General features: G+C 67.2%; 17 protein-coding genes. 14 read left to right on the top strand and 3 right to left on the bottom strand.

What is annotated here, in order from left to right; translation table 11 throughout:
• Window positions 1–41: 41 nt before the first annotated feature.
• The 11 genes from ACLJK8_RS12410 to lpdA all read left to right on the top strand — a co-directional run bounded on the left by ACLJK8_RS12410 (window position 42) and on the right by lpdA (window position 11,715).
• Window positions 42–188 (top strand): hypothetical protein, encoded by a 147-nt coding sequence (locus ACLJK8_RS12410; RefSeq protein WP_413150586.1) that lies wholly within the window; start codon window positions 42–44, stop codon window positions 186–188.
• Window positions 189–371: 183 nt separating this feature from the next.
• A complete protein-coding gene (gene mdh / locus ACLJK8_RS12405) occupies window positions 372–1,334 on the top strand; it encodes a malate dehydrogenase (RefSeq protein ID WP_413150585.1) in 963 nt (320 codons plus the stop codon).
• Window positions 1,334–2,077 (top strand): SDR family oxidoreductase, encoded by a 744-nt coding sequence (locus ACLJK8_RS12400; protein WP_413150584.1) that lies wholly within the window; start codon window positions 1,334–1,336, stop codon window positions 2,075–2,077. The genes mdh and ACLJK8_RS12400 overlap by 1 nt, the downstream gene beginning before the upstream one ends.
• 298 nt (window positions 2,078–2,375) lie before the next feature.
• Entirely contained in the window at window positions 2,376–3,572 is a 1,197-nt protein-coding gene (sucC, locus tag ACLJK8_RS12395) for an ADP-forming succinate--CoA ligase subunit beta (RefSeq protein ID WP_413150583.1), read from the top strand.
• 2 nt (window positions 3,573–3,574) lie between these two features.
• The gene (gene sucD / locus ACLJK8_RS12390; protein WP_413150582.1) at window positions 3,575–4,462 is read left to right on the top strand and encodes a succinate--CoA ligase subunit alpha; all 888 of its coding nucleotides are present in this window, start codon (window positions 3,575–3,577) and stop codon (window positions 4,460–4,462) included.
• Window positions 4,463–4,635: 173 nt separating this feature from the next.
• Entirely contained in the window at window positions 4,636–7,614 is a 2,979-nt protein-coding gene (locus tag ACLJK8_RS12385) for a 2-oxoglutarate dehydrogenase E1 component (RefSeq protein WP_413150581.1), read from the top strand.
• Window positions 7,615–7,618: 4 nt separating this feature from the next.
• On the top strand, window positions 7,619–9,190 hold the full coding sequence (gene odhB / locus ACLJK8_RS12380; RefSeq protein WP_413150580.1) for a 2-oxoglutarate dehydrogenase complex dihydrolipoyllysine-residue succinyltransferase: 1,572 nt from the start codon (window positions 7,619–7,621) through the stop codon (window positions 9,188–9,190).
• 4 nt (window positions 9,191–9,194) lie between these two features.
• On the top strand, window positions 9,195–9,533 hold the full coding sequence (locus ACLJK8_RS12375; protein ID WP_413150579.1) for a hypothetical protein: 339 nt from the start codon (window positions 9,195–9,197) through the stop codon (window positions 9,531–9,533).
• A 108-nt stretch (window positions 9,534–9,641) separates the two neighbouring features.
• Entirely contained in the window at window positions 9,642–9,887 is a 246-nt protein-coding gene (locus tag ACLJK8_RS12370) for a hypothetical protein (RefSeq protein WP_413150578.1), read from the top strand.
• A 1-nt stretch (window position 9,888) separates the two neighbouring features.
• On the top strand, window positions 9,889–10,290 hold the full coding sequence (locus tag ACLJK8_RS12365) for an MAPEG family protein (RefSeq protein WP_413150577.1): 402 nt from the start codon (window positions 9,889–9,891) through the stop codon (window positions 10,288–10,290).
• Between the two features lie 36 nt (window positions 10,291–10,326).
• A complete protein-coding gene (gene lpdA, locus ACLJK8_RS12360; RefSeq protein ID WP_413150576.1) occupies window positions 10,327–11,715 on the top strand; it encodes a dihydrolipoyl dehydrogenase in 1,389 nt (462 codons plus the stop codon).
• Window positions 11,716–11,834: 119 nt separating this feature from the next.
• On the opposite strand, the gene ACLJK8_RS12355 is transcribed toward lpdA, so the two are convergent.
• The 3 genes from ACLJK8_RS12355 to ACLJK8_RS12345 all read right to left on the bottom strand — a co-directional run bounded on the left by ACLJK8_RS12355 (window position 11,835) and on the right by ACLJK8_RS12345 (window position 14,591).
• The gene (locus ACLJK8_RS12355; RefSeq protein ID WP_413150575.1) at window positions 11,835–12,458 is read right to left on the bottom strand and encodes a GntR family transcriptional regulator; all 624 of its coding nucleotides are present in this window, start codon (window positions 12,456–12,458) and stop codon (window positions 11,835–11,837) included.
• Window positions 12,459–12,538: 80 nt separating this feature from the next.
• Window positions 12,539–13,288, bottom strand: coding sequence for a M48 family metallopeptidase (locus tag ACLJK8_RS12350; RefSeq protein WP_413150574.1), 750 nt, complete (start codon window positions 13,286–13,288; stop codon window positions 12,539–12,541).
• A 37-nt stretch (window positions 13,289–13,325) separates the two neighbouring features.
• Complete coding sequence (locus tag ACLJK8_RS12345) at window positions 13,326–14,591, bottom strand: polyhydroxyalkanoate depolymerase (RefSeq protein WP_413150629.1); 1,266 nt, start codon at window positions 14,589–14,591, stop codon at window positions 13,326–13,328.
• Here ACLJK8_RS12345 and ACLJK8_RS12340 point away from each other — a divergent pair.
• From ACLJK8_RS12340 to ACLJK8_RS12330, 3 genes are all read left to right on the top strand, one after another.
• Entirely contained in the window at window positions 14,542–14,751 is a 210-nt protein-coding gene (locus ACLJK8_RS12340; RefSeq protein ID WP_413150635.1) for a hypothetical protein, read from the top strand. The two genes, ACLJK8_RS12345 and ACLJK8_RS12340, sit on opposite strands and share 50 nt — an antisense overlap.
• 92 nt (window positions 14,752–14,843) lie before the next feature.
• Complete coding sequence (locus ACLJK8_RS12335; protein ID WP_413150573.1) at window positions 14,844–15,167, top strand: FYDLN acid domain-containing protein; 324 nt, start codon at window positions 14,844–14,846, stop codon at window positions 15,165–15,167.
• 148 nt (window positions 15,168–15,315) lie between these two features.
• Window positions 15,316–15,499: hypothetical protein (locus ACLJK8_RS12330; protein ID WP_413150572.1), on the top strand; the 184-nt coding region annotated here is incomplete at its 3' end.

Raw genomic sequence — 15,499 nt, 5'->3', positions numbered from 1 at the left:
GCCCGGGCAGAAGCCCCCGGAACAGTGAGAAGGTCCAGCGGATGATCCTGCTTTGCCGCCTGATACGCGCGCTCATCGGCCTCGCGCTCTTCGCCGCGACGCCACCGGCGGAGGCCTCCGAATCCGGCTCCGGGCCGTCGCGCGTCGCCGCTTCGGTCGATTTTGTCGCGGCTTGCGCCACCCGTTGAGCGTCTCGGGCATCGGCGCTCAAACACCTGAAACGCTGCGAGAAAACGCGGCCACTCCCCCCCGGTCGCCGCGTCGCTTCCACCCACGCCCTTCCCGGGCCGGGAGGCTTTTGCGTCTTGCTAATGGCTTGGCGAGCGGCTAGCCAAATCGCGGTTTTTTCCTCAACGAGAGAGAACGGGCTCATGGCAAGACCGAAGATCGCGCTCATCGGCGCGGGCCAGATCGGGGGCACCCTCGCGCATCTGGCCGCGCTCAAGGAACTCGGCGACGTGGTGCTGTTCGACATCGCCGAGGGCACGCCGCAGGGCAAGGCGCTCGACATCGCGGAAAGCGCGCCGGTGGACGGTTTCGACGCCGACCTCTCGGGTGCGAATTCCTACGAGCAGATCGCGGGCGCCGATGTCTGCATCGTCACCGCCGGCGTCGCCCGCAAGCCGGGCATGAGCCGCGACGACCTGCTCGGCATCAACCTCAAGGTCATGAAATCGGTCGGCGAGGGCATCGCCCAGCACGCGCCGAACGCCTTCGTGATCTGTATCACCAACCCGCTCGACGCGATGGTCTGGGCCTTGCGCGAATTCTCCGGTCTCCCGACCGAGAAGGTCTGCGGCATGGCCGGCGTGCTCGACAGCGCGCGCTTCCGCCACTTCCTCGCCTCCGAGTTCAACGTGTCGGTGAAGGACGTGACCGCCTTCGTGCTCGGCGGCCATGGCGACACGATGGTGCCGCTGACCCGCTATTCGACCGTCGCGGGCATCCCGCTCCCCGATCTGGTGAAGATGGGCTGGACCACGCAGGAGAAGCTCGACGCGATCGTGCAGCGCACGCGCGACGGCGGCGCCGAGATCGTCGGGCTCCTGAAGACCGGCTCCGCCTTCTACGCGCCGGCGGCCTCCGCGATCGAGATGGCCGAGGCCTATCTGAAGGACCAGAAGCGCGTCCTGCCCTGCGCGGCCTATCTCGACGGCCCCTACGGCCTCAAGGACATCTATGTCGGCGTTCCGACGGTGATCGGCGCGGGCGGCATCGAGAAGGTCGTGGAGATCAATCTCGACAAGTCCGAACGTGCGATGTTCGACAAGTCCATCGAAGCGGTGAAGGGCCTCGTGGAAGCCTGCAAGGGCATCGACTCGACCCTCGCCTGATGGCCCACCTCGTCGTCACCGGCGGTTCGCGGGGCATCGGCGCCGCGGTCTGCCGCCTCGCCGGCGCCCGGGGCTGGGCGGTGACGGTCAACTACCGCGACGACGCGGCCGCCGCCGAGGCGACCGCTTCCGCCATCCGCGCCGCGGGCGGTCGCGCGGTGGTGGTGAAGGGCGATGTCACCCGCGAGGCGGATGTGATCGCGCTCTTCGACGAAGCCGCCCGCGCGTTCGGCCCCGTGACCCATGTCGTCGCCAACGCGGGCATCGTCGCGCCCGCGTCGAAATTCGCCGACATGACCGCCGAGCGGATGCGCCGCGTCATCGATGTCAATGTGATGGGCACGCTCTTGACCGCGCGCGAGGCCGCCCGGCGGCTCTCGACCGTCCGCGGCGGTCCGGGCGGCGCGATCGTCATCGTCTCCTCGATGGCATCCCGGCTCGGCTCGCCCGATGAATACATCGACTACGCCGCGTCCAAGGGCGCGCTCGACACATTGACGATCGGCCTCGCCAGGGAGATCGCGGCGGAGGGTGTCCGCGTCAACGCCGTCCGGCCGGGCCTGATCGACACCGAGATCCATGCCTCGGGCGGCGCGCCGGATCGAGCCGCCCGTCTCGGCGCCGCCGCCCCGCTCGGACGGGCCGGGACAGCCGAGGAGGCCGCCGGCGCGGTCCTCTGGCTCCTGTCGGACGCGGCCTCCTACACGACCGGCTCCTTCATCGACGTCTCGGGCGGGCGCTGAGTCTCTATCCCCCAAATTCGCGCCGCGCGGACCCGTCCGGGTTTTTCCATGTCGAATCAGCCACCGACACCAACCCGCGATGCAATCGGGGGTCAGTGTGATCACAGGAAAAATTCATGTGATCACAAATGTCGGGTTTTCTCGCGAAACCACGCGGGCCGCGTGTAATTCGTTTGCATCGCCCGGAAACCGCGCCTACGCAAGTCGGCGTCGAGACGGGAAGGCCGCCATCGCGCGGGCCTGCGGGTTCCGTCCGGCCGATATTGAGGCCCCGGCTGGGGCCGGGGATGGGCGGCAGATGAACATTCACGAATACCAGGCCAAGCAGCTTCTGAAGGACTACGGCCTGCCCGTATCCGACGGGCGGATCGTACTCCGCGCCGAGGAGGCGAAATCGGCGGCGGGCGAGCTTGGCGGGCCGATCTGGGTCGTCAAGGCGCAGATCCACGCCGGCGGCCGCGGCAAGGGCAAGTTCCAGGAAGCGAGCGCCGGCGAGAAGGGTGGCGTGCGCGTCACGAAATCGGTCGCCGAGGCGGCCGAGGAAGCGCAGCGGATGCTCGGACGCACGCTCGTCACGCATCAGACCGGCCCGGCCGGCAAGGTCGTGAACCGCGTCTATATCGAGGACGGCTCCGACATCGCGCGCGAACTCTACCTCGCGCTGCTCGTCGATCGCGGCTCCTCGCGCATCTCCTTCGTCTGCTCCACCGAGGGTGGCATGGACATCGAGGAAGTCGCGGCGAAGACCCCCGAGAAGATCCTCAGCTTCTCGGTCGATCCGGCCTCCGGCATTTCGGGCTTCCACGGTCGCCGCGTCGCCTTCGCGCTCGGCCTCGAAGGCAAGCAGGTCAAGCAGTGCGTCGATCTCGTGAACAAGCTCTACCGGCTCTTCAACGAGCGCGACGCGGAGATGATCGAGATCAACCCGCTGATCGTCACCACCGACGGCGACCTCCGCTGCCTCGACGCGAAGCTCGGCTTCGACTCGAACGCGCTCTACCGCCAGTCGGGCGTGCTCGCGCTTCGCGACGAGACCGAGGAAGACCCGAAGGAACTCGCCGCGTCGAAGTTCGACCTCAACTACATCGCGCTCGACGGCGAGATCGGCTGCATGGTGAACGGCGCGGGCCTCGCCATGGCGACGATGGACATCATCAAGCTCTACGGCTCGGAACCGGCGAACTTCCTCGACGTCGGCGGCGGCGCGACGAAGGACAAGGTGACCGAGGCCTTCAAGATCATTACCTCCGATCCGAACGTGAAGGGCATCCTCGTCAATATCTTCGGCGGGATCATGCGCTGCGACGTGATCGCGGAGGGCGTGATCGAGGCGGTGAAGACGGTCGGCCTGCAGGTCCCGCTCGTCGTCCGGCTCGAAGGCACGAACGTCGAGCTCGGCAAGAAGATCCTGAACGAAAGCGGCCTCGCGGTCATCGCCGCGGACAACCTCGCCGACGCGGCGGAGAAGGTCGTCAAAGCCGTGAAAGGTGCCTGAGAATGTCGATCCTCGTCGATGAGAATACCAAGGTGATCTGCCAGGGCCTCACGGGCTCGCAGGGGACCTTCCACACCGAACAGGCGATCGCCTACGGCACCAAGATGGTCGGCGGCGTGACGCCCGGCAAGGGCGGTGGCGAGCATATCGGCCTGCCGATGTTCAATACCGTCGCGGAGGCGAAGGAGAAGACCGGCGCCGGCGCGACCGCGATCTACGTGCCGCCCCCCTTCGCCGCCGATGCGATCCTCGAGGCGATCGACGCCGAGATGGAGCTCATCGTCGCGATCACCGAGGGCATTCCGGTGCTCGATATGATGAAGGTGAAGCGGGCACTCCAGGGCTCGCGCTCGATCCTCGTCGGGCCGAACTGCCCCGGTGTCATCACGCCCGACGCCTGCAAGATCGGCATCATGCCGGGCCACATCCACAAGCGCGGCTCGGTCGGCGTCGTGTCGCGCTCCGGCACCCTGACCTACGAGGCGGTCGCGCAGACCACCGCCGCCGGGCTCGGCCAGTCCACCTGCGTCGGTATCGGCGGCGATCCGATCAAGGGCACCGAACACCTCGATGTGCTCGAATGGCTGCTTGACGATCCCGAGACGGAGTCGATCATCATGATCGGCGAGATCGGCGGCTCGGCCGAGGAAGACGCGGCGCAGTTCATCAAGGACGAGGCGAAGCGCGGCCGGGCGAAGCCGATCGCGGGCTTCATCGCGGGCCGGACGGCTCCCAAGGGCCGCCGGATGGGCCACGCGGGCGCGATCGTCGCCGGCGGCAAGGGCGGCGCCGAGGACAAGATCGAGGCGATGAAGTCCGCGGGATTCGTCGTCGCCGACAGCCCCGCCGGTCTCGGCGAGGCGGTCCTGAAGGCGATCGGCCGGGGATGACCCGGGACTGACCTGCGGGCGCGCGCGCCGGGGGTGGCCTCGGGCCGACCCGGAGCCGAGCAGGACTTTCCCCGTCCGGCCATGCGGGCCGGGCGGGGACCTTCACAACCGGTACCTCGATGCGCGGGGCGCCCGGACACGAAAAGGAGCGGGCAAGTCCCGTCGCGAGAGACATGACCGAACAGTCGCAGAACACGGTCTTCCGGAATGAATCGTTCCTGCAGGGGCAGAACGCGGAATATGTCGAGGCGCTTCAGGCGCGTCACGCCCAGGACCCGAACTCGGTGGATGCGAGCTGGGCGGAATTCTTCGCGGGTCTCGGAGATGCGAGCGCCGATGCGATCCGGGGCGCCGAGGGGCCGAGCTGGGCCCGGGCCGACTGGCCGCCGGCGCCGAACGACGAGCTGACCGCGGCGCTCGACGGCCAGTGGGGAGAGAGCCCGAAGGGCGCCGAACCCGCCCGCAAGGTGGCGGAGAAGGTCCAGGCCAAGGCCGCCGAGAAGGGCGTGACCCTCTCCGAGTCGCAGGTCCAGCAGGCGGTTCTCGACAGCCTCCGCGCGCTCATGATCATCCGCGCCTATCGTATCCGGGGCCACCTGATCGCCGATCTAGACCCGCTGAAACTGACCGCGGGCACGCCGCATCCGGAACTCCGGCCGGAATCCTACGGTTTCGGCGCCCAGGACATGGACCGGCCGATCTTTCTCGACAACGTGCTCGGCCTCGAAACCGGGTCGATGCGCCAGATCCTCGAGATCCTGAAGCGCACCTACTGCGGCACCTTCGCGCTCCAGTACATGCATATCTCCGACCCCGAGGAATCCGCCTGGCTCAAGGAGCGGATCGAGGGCTACGGCAAGGAGATCCGCTTCACACAGGAGGGGCGGCGGGCGATCCTGAACAAGCTCGTCGAAGCCGAGGGCTTCGAGAAGTTCCTGCAGATCAAGTACACCGGCACCAAGCGCTTCGGCCTCGACGGCGGCGAGGCGCTCGTCCCCGCGATGGAACAGATCATCAAGCGCGGAGGCCAGCTCGGCGTCGAGGAGATCGTGATCGGCATGCCGCATCGCGGCCGCCTCAGTCTGCTCGCGAACGTGATGGCCAAACCCTATCGCGCGATCTTCAACGAATTCCAGGGCGGCAGCTTCAAGCCCGAGGAAGTCGAAGGTTCGGGCGACGTGAAATACCACCTCGGCGCCTCCTCCGACCGCGAATTCGACGGCAACCGGGTGCATCTCTCGCTCACCGCGAACCCGAGCCATCTGGAGGCGGTCGATCCCGTCGTGCTCGGCAAGGCCCGCGCCAAGCAGGCGCAGATGCATGACGACGAGCGCCGCAAGGTGCTGCCGATCCTGCTCCACGGCGACGCGGCCTTCGCGGGCCAAGGCGTGGTCGCGGAGTGTTTCGGCCTCTCGGGCCTCAGGGGGCACCGGACCGGCGGCACCATCCATATCGTCGTGAACAACCAGATCGGCTTCACCACGGCGCCGCACAACTCGCGTTCCTCGCCCTATCCGACAGACATCGCGCTCATGGTCGAAGCGCCGATCTTCCATGTGAACGGCGACGATCCGGAGGCCGTGGTCCACGCCGCCCGCGTGGCGACCGAGTTCCGGCAGCGGTTCCACAAGGATGTCGTGATCGACATGTTCTGCTACCGCCGGTTCGGGCATAACGAGGGCGACGAGCCCATGTTCACCCAGCCGCTGATGTACACGGCGATCAAGGGTCACAAGACCACGCTCCAGATCTACACCGAGCGGCTCGTCGCCGACGGCCTCATCCCCGAGGGCGAGATCGAGGACATGAAGGGGGCGTTCCAGTCGCATCTGAACGCCGAGTTCGAGTCGGGCAAGGATTACCGGCCGAACAAGGCGGACTGGCTCGACGGACGCTGGTCCGGGCTCGGCAAGCGCGAGGGCCGCTATCAGCGTGGCAAGACCGGCGTCGAGATGAGCCGGCTCCGCAAGGTCGGCGCGGCGCTCACCAAGCTTCCCGAGGGCTACAACCCGCATCGCACCGTGCAGCGCATGCTCGACGCGAAACGGCAGATGATCGACTCGGGCAAGGGCATCGACTGGGCCACGGCCGAGGCGCTCGCCTTCGGCACGCTCCTGACCGAAGGCTATCCCGTGCGCCTCTCTGGTCAGGATGCGACCCGCGGCACCTTCAGCCAGCGCCATTCGGGCATTATCGACCAGAAGACCGAGGAACGCTACCACCCGCTCAACCACATCGACGACAAGCAGGCGAGCTACGAAGTCGTCGACTCGATGCTCTCGGAATACGCGGTGCTCGGCTACGAATACGGCTACAGCCTCGCCGAGCCGAACGCGCTCGTGCTCTGGGAGGCGCAGTTCGGCGATTTCGTCAACGGCGCCCAGATCATGATCGACCAGTTCATCTCCTCGGGCGAGGCGAAGTGGCTCCGGATGTCGGGGCTCGTGATGCTGCTGCCGCATGGCTACGAGGGCCAGGGGCCGGAGCATTCCTCCGCCCGCCCCGAGCGCTTCCTGCAGATGTGCGCCGCCGACAACTGGATCGTCGCGAACTGTACGACGCCGGCGAACTACTTCCACATCCTGCGCCGGCAGTTGCACCGCAGCTTCCGCAAGCCCCTGATCCTGATGACGCCGAAATCGCTGCTGCGCCACAAGGGCGCCGTGTCGGACATCGAGGATTTCGCCAAGGGATCGAGCTTCCACCGCGTGCTCTGGGACAGCGCCGACACCGGGCCGGACAAGGCGGGGGCGCTGGTGCCCGACGAGAAGATCAAGCGGGTCGTGATGTGCTCGGGCAAGGTCTACTACGACCTGCTCGAGGAGCGCGACGCCCGCGGGATCGACAACGTCTACATCATGCGCCTCGAACAGTTCTATCCCTTCCCCGCGCTCTCGCTCACCAAGGAGCTCGGCCGGTTCAAGGACGCCGAGGTCGTCTGGTGCCAGGAGGAGCCCAAGAACCAGGGCTACTGGACCTTCGTCGAGCCCAATATCGAATGGGTGCTCGGCCGGATCGGCGCGAAGCATCATCGGCCAACCTACGCCGGGCGGCCATCGTCGGCCTCGCCCGCGACCGGCCTCGCGAAACAGCACAAGCTCCAGCAGGACCAGCTGGTGGACGAGGCACTGACCCTGAAGAAGGACCGATAAGACCATGGCCGAGATTCGCGTGCCCACGCTGGGCGAAAGCGTCAGCGAAGCGACCGTCGCAACCTGGTTCAAGAAGGTCGGCGACGCCGTCGCCGTGGACGAGATGCTGTGCGAGCTCGAAACCGACAAGGTCACCGTCGAGGTTCCGGCGACCGCGGCCGGTGTGCTGAGCGAGATCGTCGCCAAGGAGGGCGAGACCGTCGGCGTCGACGCGCTGCTCGCGACGATCGACGAGAAGGCCGAGGCGAAACCCGCGGGCGGCGCGGGCAAGCCTCCGGCCGAGGCGCCGAAGCCCGAGGCGAAGGACGCCCCCGAACCCGGCAAGGCGGCCTCCGAAACGGCCGAGTCGGCTCCAGCCAACGACCGGACGGTCGAGATCATGGTTCCGACCCTCGGCGAGAGCGTCACCGAGGCCACTGTCTCGACCTGGTTCAAGAAGGTGGGCGACGCGGTCGCGCAGGATGAACTCCTCTGCGAGCTCGAGACCGACAAGGTCTCGGTCGAGGTCCCCTCGCCCGCGGCCGGCGTACTGAGCGAGATCCTGGCCGAGGCGGGCGCCACCGTCTCCGCCGGCGGCAAGCTCGGCGTGATCGGCGGCGGCGAAGCCGCGGGCGCCTCCGCCTCCTCCGGGTCCGCCGCCGCGGCGAAGGCCGAGGCGCCGGTGAAGGCCGGGGGCCGCGATGTCGAGGATGCGCCCTCGGCGAAGAAGATGATGGCCGACAAGGGGCTCTCCCCGGATCAGGTGACCGGCACCGGACGCGACGGACGCATCATGAAGGAGGACGTGCGGAAGGCCGAGGCGCCCAAGCCGGCCGCCGCCGCGCCGGCGCCCGCGCCCGCCCCGGCCCCCCGCGCCGCCGTGGCGGCCCAGGATGCCGAGCGCGAGGAACGGGTGAAGATGACCCGGCTGCGCCAGACCATCGCGCGGCGCCTCAAGGAAGCGCAGAACACCGCCGCCATGCTCACCACCTATAACGAGGTGGACATGACCGGCGTGATGGACCTGCGCAACGAGTACAAGGACCTGTTCGAGAAGAAGCACAAGGTGAAGCTCGGCTTCATGTCCTTCTTCACCAAGGCCTGCTGTCACGCGCTGAAGGAGGTTCCCGAGGTCAACGCCGAGATCGACGGCACGGACATCGTCTACAAGAACTTCGTCCATATGGGGATCGCGGTCGGCACCCCGACCGGCCTCGTCGTGCCGGTGATCCGCGACGCCGACGAGATGTCCTTCGCCGATATCGAGAAGACGATCGCCGAGCTCGGCGTCAAGGCCCGCGACGGCAAGCTCTCGATGGCCGACATGCAGGGCGGCACCTTCACGATCTCGAACGGTGGTGTCTACGGCTCGCTCATGTCCTCGCCGATCCTGAACCCGCCGCAATCGGGCATCCTCGGCATGCACAAGATCCAGCAGCGTCCGATGGCGATCAAGGGTCAGGTGGTGATCCGCCCGATGATGTATCTGGCGCTGAGCTACGACCACCGGATCGTCGACGGCAAGGGCGCGGTGACCTTCCTCGTCCGCGTCAAGGAGGCGCTCGAGGACCCGCGCCGGCTGCTGATGGATCTCTGAGCCGATGGCCGCGCCGACGATCGCCCGGATCTGGCGCGGCCGGACCCGTCCAGAGGTGGCGGACGCCTATGAAGCCTACAACTACGAGGCGGGCATCCGGCCGCTGATCGAGAAGGCAATGGGCGTCCAGACCTTCCGGGAGGACCGTGACGGGGAAGTCGAATTCGTCACGGTCTCGTACTGGGCCGATTTCAAGGCGATGGCGAGCTTCACGGGAGGCGATCCCGATGTGATCCATCATCTGGAGCGCGACCCGGAGTTCCTGATCGAACCGCCGCGATCGGTCCAGATCCTCCGGCTCCGGCATAGCCATGGCAATGTCGGTGGCGGGACCGGCGACTGATCCGTCTCGCCCCCCGACGTTGCCATGGTCGTACCGTTCCGGACGGGCTAGATTCAGTTCCGGCAGAGGCGCGGATCACGCGCCCGCCGAAGAACGAGGGAGAGGACGATGCAACTGATCTGCCAGATCGAACCCGCCGATTACGATGCCTGGAAGTCCGAGTTCGACGACGAGAGGGAGAACATCTCCGCCGCCGGTCTCGGCCTGCTGCAGTTCTGGCGCTCCGCCGACCGGCCCGGCCGCGCGCTCATGCTCTTCGAGGTCCGCGACCGCGACCGCGCGCAAGGCTGGCTCGACAACCAGGAGAAGCTCGGGCGCGGTCTCTCGCCGGAATTCCTGGAGACCGCCTTCTGACATGTCGGGCGGGCTCACCCCCGAGCTACTGGCGCTCGCGCTCGCGGCGCTTCTGCAGGTGGCGCAGATCGGGCTCGCGGGCGCGATGATGAACCGCGACGCGGGGGCGGCCTACAACGCCGGCCCCCGCGACAGGCCGGCGGATCTTTCGCCGCGCGCCGGGCGTCTGCGGCGCGCCGTCGACAATCATTTCGAGGCGCTGGCGCTCTTCACCGTCGCGGTGGTCGTCGTGACGCTCTCGGGCTCGGCCTCGGGTCTGACCGCCGCCTGCGCCTGGATCTATCTCGTGGCACGCATGCTCTACGTGCCCGCCTATGCTTTCGGCTGGTCGCCCTGGCGGTCGGTCATATTCGGGCTCGGTCTCGCCGCGACGCTGGTGATGATCCTGATGGCCCTCTTCTAAAACCATCGGCGCCGAAGCGCCCGCGAGGAGTGAGAAATGGCAGACTATGATGTGATCGTCATCGGCGCGGGGCCCGGCGGCTATGTCTGCGCCATCCGCTGCGCCCAGCTTGGCCTCAGGACCGCCTGCGTCGAGGGGCGCGAGACGCTGGGCGGAACCTGCCTCAACGTCGGCTGCATTCCGTCTAAGGCCCTGCTCCATGCCTCCGAACTCTACCACGAGGCGCATGACACCTTCGAGAAGATGGGCCTGATGGGCGCCTCTCCGACCCTCGATGTCGAGAAGATGCAGGGCTACAAGAAGTCCACCGTCGAGACCAACACCAAGGGCATCGAGTTCCTGTTCAAGAAGAACAAGATCGACTGGCTCAAGGGCTGGGGCAAGATCGCCGGCCCCGGCAAGGTCGAGGTCGATGGCACGGTCCACAATGCGAAGAACATCGTCATCGCCAGCGGCTCCGAGGTGACGCCGCTCAGGGGCGTGGAGATCGACGAGAAGACCGTCGTCTCCTCGACCGGCGCGCTCGACCTGCCGGAAATCCCGAAACGGCTCGCGGTGATCGGCGCGGGCGTGATCGGGCTCGAACTCGGCTCGGTCTATGCCCGGCTGGGCTCGAAGGTGACGGTGCTCGAATTCCTCGACCAGATCACGCCGGGCATGGATCTGGAGATCTGCAAGGCGCTGCAGAAGCAGCTGTCGAAACAGGGACTGACCTTCGTCCTCGGCGCCGCGGTGCAATCGGCCGTGCCGGACGAGAACGGCGTTCACGTGACCTACAAGCTCCGCAAGGATGAGAGTGAAGCCTCGCTCGACGTCGATGTGGTGCTGGTCGCGACCGGCCGCCGCCCCTACGCCGAGGGCCTCGGGCTCTCCGAGGCGGGAATCGCGCTGACCGATCGGGGCCAGGTCAAGGTCGACGAGCACTGGCGCACCAACGTCGCGGGCATCTACGCGATCGGCGACGTGACGCCCGGGCCGATGCTCGCCCACAAGGCCGAGGACGAGGGCATGGCCGTCGCCGAGACGATCGCGGGCCAGCACGGCCATGTGAACTACGGCGTGATCCCCGGCGTCATCTACACGAGCCCCGAGGTCGCCTCGGTCGGCGAGACGGAGCAGACGCTGAAGGAGCAGGGCCGCGCCTACAAGGTCGGCAAGTTCCCCTTCATGGGCAACGCGCGGGCCAAGAGCTACTTCATGGCCGACGGTTTCGTGAAGATCCTCGCCGACAAGGAAACCGACCGGATTCTCGGCGCGCATATCATCGGGCCGCAGGCGGGCGAGATGATCCACGAGATCTGCGTGGCGATGGAATTCGGCGCGGCGGCGGAGGATGTGGCGCGCACCTGCCACGCGCATCCGACCTGCTCCGAGGCGGTGCGCGAAGCGGCGCTGGCCTGCGGCGACGGCGCGATCCACGTCTGACGGCGAGAGTCCGGGGGCTTCGGTCCCCGGCGCGGCCGGCTTCCGACCCGGCCGCGCCTGATGGTTTGGCCTGCGGGGGTGAGGACATTCTCCACCCACGGCGGATCGACGACGCGATCTCAGCCCGCGAGCATCCTCAGGCCCTGCGTCACATCCATCCGGACGGCCAGACGCAGCCCCGGATTGTCCCCCGCCTTCAGCGCGGCGATGATCTTGCGATGGTTCTCCGCCGCCTGCCGCCGCTGCAGTCGCTGATAGAGCGCGCGCATCGTCGGCCCGGATTGCAGCCAGACCGTTTCGATCAGGCCGAGCATCGCGGGTGCCTGCGCGCGGAGGTAGAGCGTGCGGTGAAATTCGAGGTTGGTCCTGACATAGCCGGCCGCGTCGCCCTTCACGATCATCTCGTCGATCACGTTGTTGATCGCCTGCATCCGGTCGATGAGCGCGATATGCGCGCGCGGCAACGCCCGGCTTGCCAGCTCGGGCTCCAGGAGCGCGCGCAGGCTCGCCAGTTCCTCGATGCGTTCGTTGCTCAGTTCCGGCGTCGAGACCCGGCCCGAAGCCGACAGTTTCAGCGCGCCCTCGGCGACCAGCCGCCGGACTGCCTCGCGCGCCGGCGTGGTCGAGACGCCGTATTCCGCCGCGATGCCCCGGAGCGTCATCGAGGCGCCGGGTGCGACAAGGCCATGCATTACGCGCGCGCGAAGTCCACGATAAACCCGCTCATGCGCGGTGAGCGACATTTCCCCGGCGCTCGGTGTCTGGCTTGGACGTTCGCGCGAGTCGATCATCGCCGATGCGGACCACGAAGCGGGCCCGCGCGTCAAGTGCGCGCCTCCCCGGCTTCGGGGCGGGAGAAGTCATATCCGTGCAACCGCGCGCCTTCGCGCCGGAGCCAGTCGCGTGGGCCTTCATAGCCGGGACAAAGCCGCGCGACGACCGCCCAGAAACGCTCCGAATGGTTCATCTCGGCGAGATGCGCGACTTCATGCGCGACCACGTAGTCGAGCACCGATCGCGGTGCCAGCGCCAGCCGCCAGGAGAACATGAGATCGCCCCGGGTCGTGCAGGAGCCCCAACGGGCACGCGGATCACGCAGGCTGATCCGCCGGACGCGACGCCCCAGCGCGGTCGAGTGCCGATCGCAAGCTCCCGCGCAAGCCTCCCGCGCCGCCTCGCGAAGGAAGGCGGCGACCCGGCCAGGCAGATACTCTGAACGACCCGGGACATGGAGCACGCCATCCGCGTGCAGGAGGCGCCGGCTCACGGGACCCGGCGCGGAACCACTCGCGGAGCCGCCCAAGGCGCGAATCGCGAGTTCCCCGTCGCCGAAAGGGAGCACCGTCCCATCCCGGACCGCGATGCGCGGCCGCTCTGCCAGATGGCGCCGCAGCCAGTCCTCATGGTCGTCGAGAAATGCGCGGGCGGCCGAGATCGGCGCGGCCGTCGGAATCGTCAGCACCGGCCCCCCGGCTGCGAGGCCCGCGACGCGCAGGGTCATCCGCCGCGAGCGTGCGTCACGACGGAGCCGGACCTCGATTTCCGGCTTCCCGACCCGGAGGATACCCGCCACGCGGGTGCGCTCCCGCCCTGCCCCGGGGGCGGCTTGCTCAGACCTCGGCCCGCGGCGCCGCCGCGATCTTCTCGGAGACCACGAGGCCGGGCCGCGCCGGCGCCACCTCGCGCCGATGGCCCGCGATGAAATCGCGCACCCTCGGCTGAATGATTCCGCGCCAGCGCGATCCGTTGAACACACCGTAGTGCCCGACGCCCTCTGCCACGAAATGGTCCCGCTCCGAATCGGGGAGTCCGCGCGCGAGCTTCTGCGCCGCCTCGGTCTGGCCCAGTCCCGTGATGTCGTCGGTTTCGCCCTCGACCGTCATCAGAGCGATATCGGTCATCGCGCCGGGATCGATGTGGCGATCGCGGTAATGGTATTCCCCCTCGGCCAGCAGCCGCTTCTGGAACACCCGCTCGATCGTCTGGAGGTAGAATTCGGCGGAGAGGTCCATCACCGCCATATACTCGTCATAGAAGCGGCGATGCGCCTCCGTGCTGTCACCGTCGCCGCGGACGAGGTTCTTGAATTGCGAGATATGCGCGTCCATGTGCCGGTCGAAATTCATCGACAGGAAGCCCGAGAGCTGCAGGAAGCCGGGATAGACCCGCCGCATCGCACCCGGATTCGGCCACGGCACCCGCACGACCACGTTCTGCTCGAACCAGCTCAGCGGATGGCTCTGCGCGAGTTCGTTCGGCTGCTTCGGATTGCAGGCGGTGTCGATCGGCGAGCCCATGAGCGTCAGCGACGCCGGACGCAGCGGATCGCGATCCATGGCCATGACGCTCGCCGCGACCATCGCGGGAATGCCCGGCTGACAGACCGCCATGACGTGCACACGCTCGCCATCGCGGCCCAGGGTCTGGATCATGTCGATCAGGTAATCGGTATAGTCGTCGAGATCAAATTCACCCCGGCTGAGCGGCACCTGGCGCGCATCGACCCAGTCGGTGATGTAGACGTCGTGTTCCGGCAGCATCGCCGCGACAGTACCGCGCAGCAGCGTCGCGTAATGGCCCGACATCGGTGCGACAATGAGAACCTTCGGATCGCGCCGCGCCGCGGCCTGCGCCGAATCACGCCGGAACCGCAGTAGTTCGCAGAACGGGCGGGTCCAGACGATCTCCTCGACGATCGGTGTCTCCTGGCCGTCGACCAGCGTCGTTTCGAGCCCGAACTCGGGCTTGCCGTAGCGCCGCGTCGCCTGGATGAACATGTCCAGAGCGGCCGAAACCGCGCGATTCCCGTAACTTTCGGATAACAGATTGAGCGGATTGCTCACCATTTCCTGGCTGATTCGCGCCGCGGCGCGCATGGGAGACAGCGCCGCGTGGGTCAACTCATATGCGTGGTACAACAGCATACCGAAACTCCACGAAATTTTGTTACCCAAAAATAATACGATTGTTGCCGAAGACAAGCGGCATTCGCCCGTTTACAGGGCAGATGCGGGCACACTTTGGTCGTATGGTTAGCACTGGCCGCGGCCTCCTTCCCCTTTGACATCGCCTCCGACGCATGGCATGCGACGCCGGATTCGATTTCCATTGCACGCGAAGGATTCCTGATGCCCAAGGACGAATGGGGCGTTAAGCGCGTCTGCCCGCATTGCGCCTCCCGGTTCTACGACCTGCGCAACGACCCGATGACCTGCCCCGAATGCGGCGCCACCTTCTCGGTCGACAGCCTGACCGCTGCGAAGCCGAAGGCGATCCGGCCCGAAAAGGCCAAGCCCGAGCCGATGGATATCGAGGATCTGCCGGATCTCGATTCCGACGACGACGTGATCGATTCCGATGACGACATGAACGACGAGATCCTTGAGGACGAGGAAGACAACGTCGACATCGACGATATCGCCGACGTCGGATCGAACGAGGAAGAGAACTGACCCGCGCCGGGCGCGAGACGAGCGCACGCCCCGTGGCGCGCCCGGGGCGGCGCCTATCCTGGCGAAACGTGCCCGCAACACGGAACAGCGTCACCATCGGTCGTTCGACGGTCTGGCACGACAGGCGATCGCATCTGCGAGCGCCACGATGCCCCGCGCGGAACGAAGGCCGCTCGCATCGACCTGGGCCTGGATGGCGACACCTCAAGCGCTTTATTTGTATAAGTTTAGACTTGATCTGACATCTGGTGTCCGGATGTCGGTCATGTTCCGCCTGTCAGCCTCCGATCGGGCGGCGATCATTTTTTCCCTCGCGATCGGGGCCGCGTCAA

This window comes from Amaricoccus sp. W119 (genome assembly GCF_047275745.1).
Lineage (GTDB): Bacteria > Pseudomonadota > Alphaproteobacteria > Rhodobacterales > Rhodobacteraceae > Amaricoccus.
This window is presented reverse-complemented; position numbering and strand designations above follow the sequence as displayed.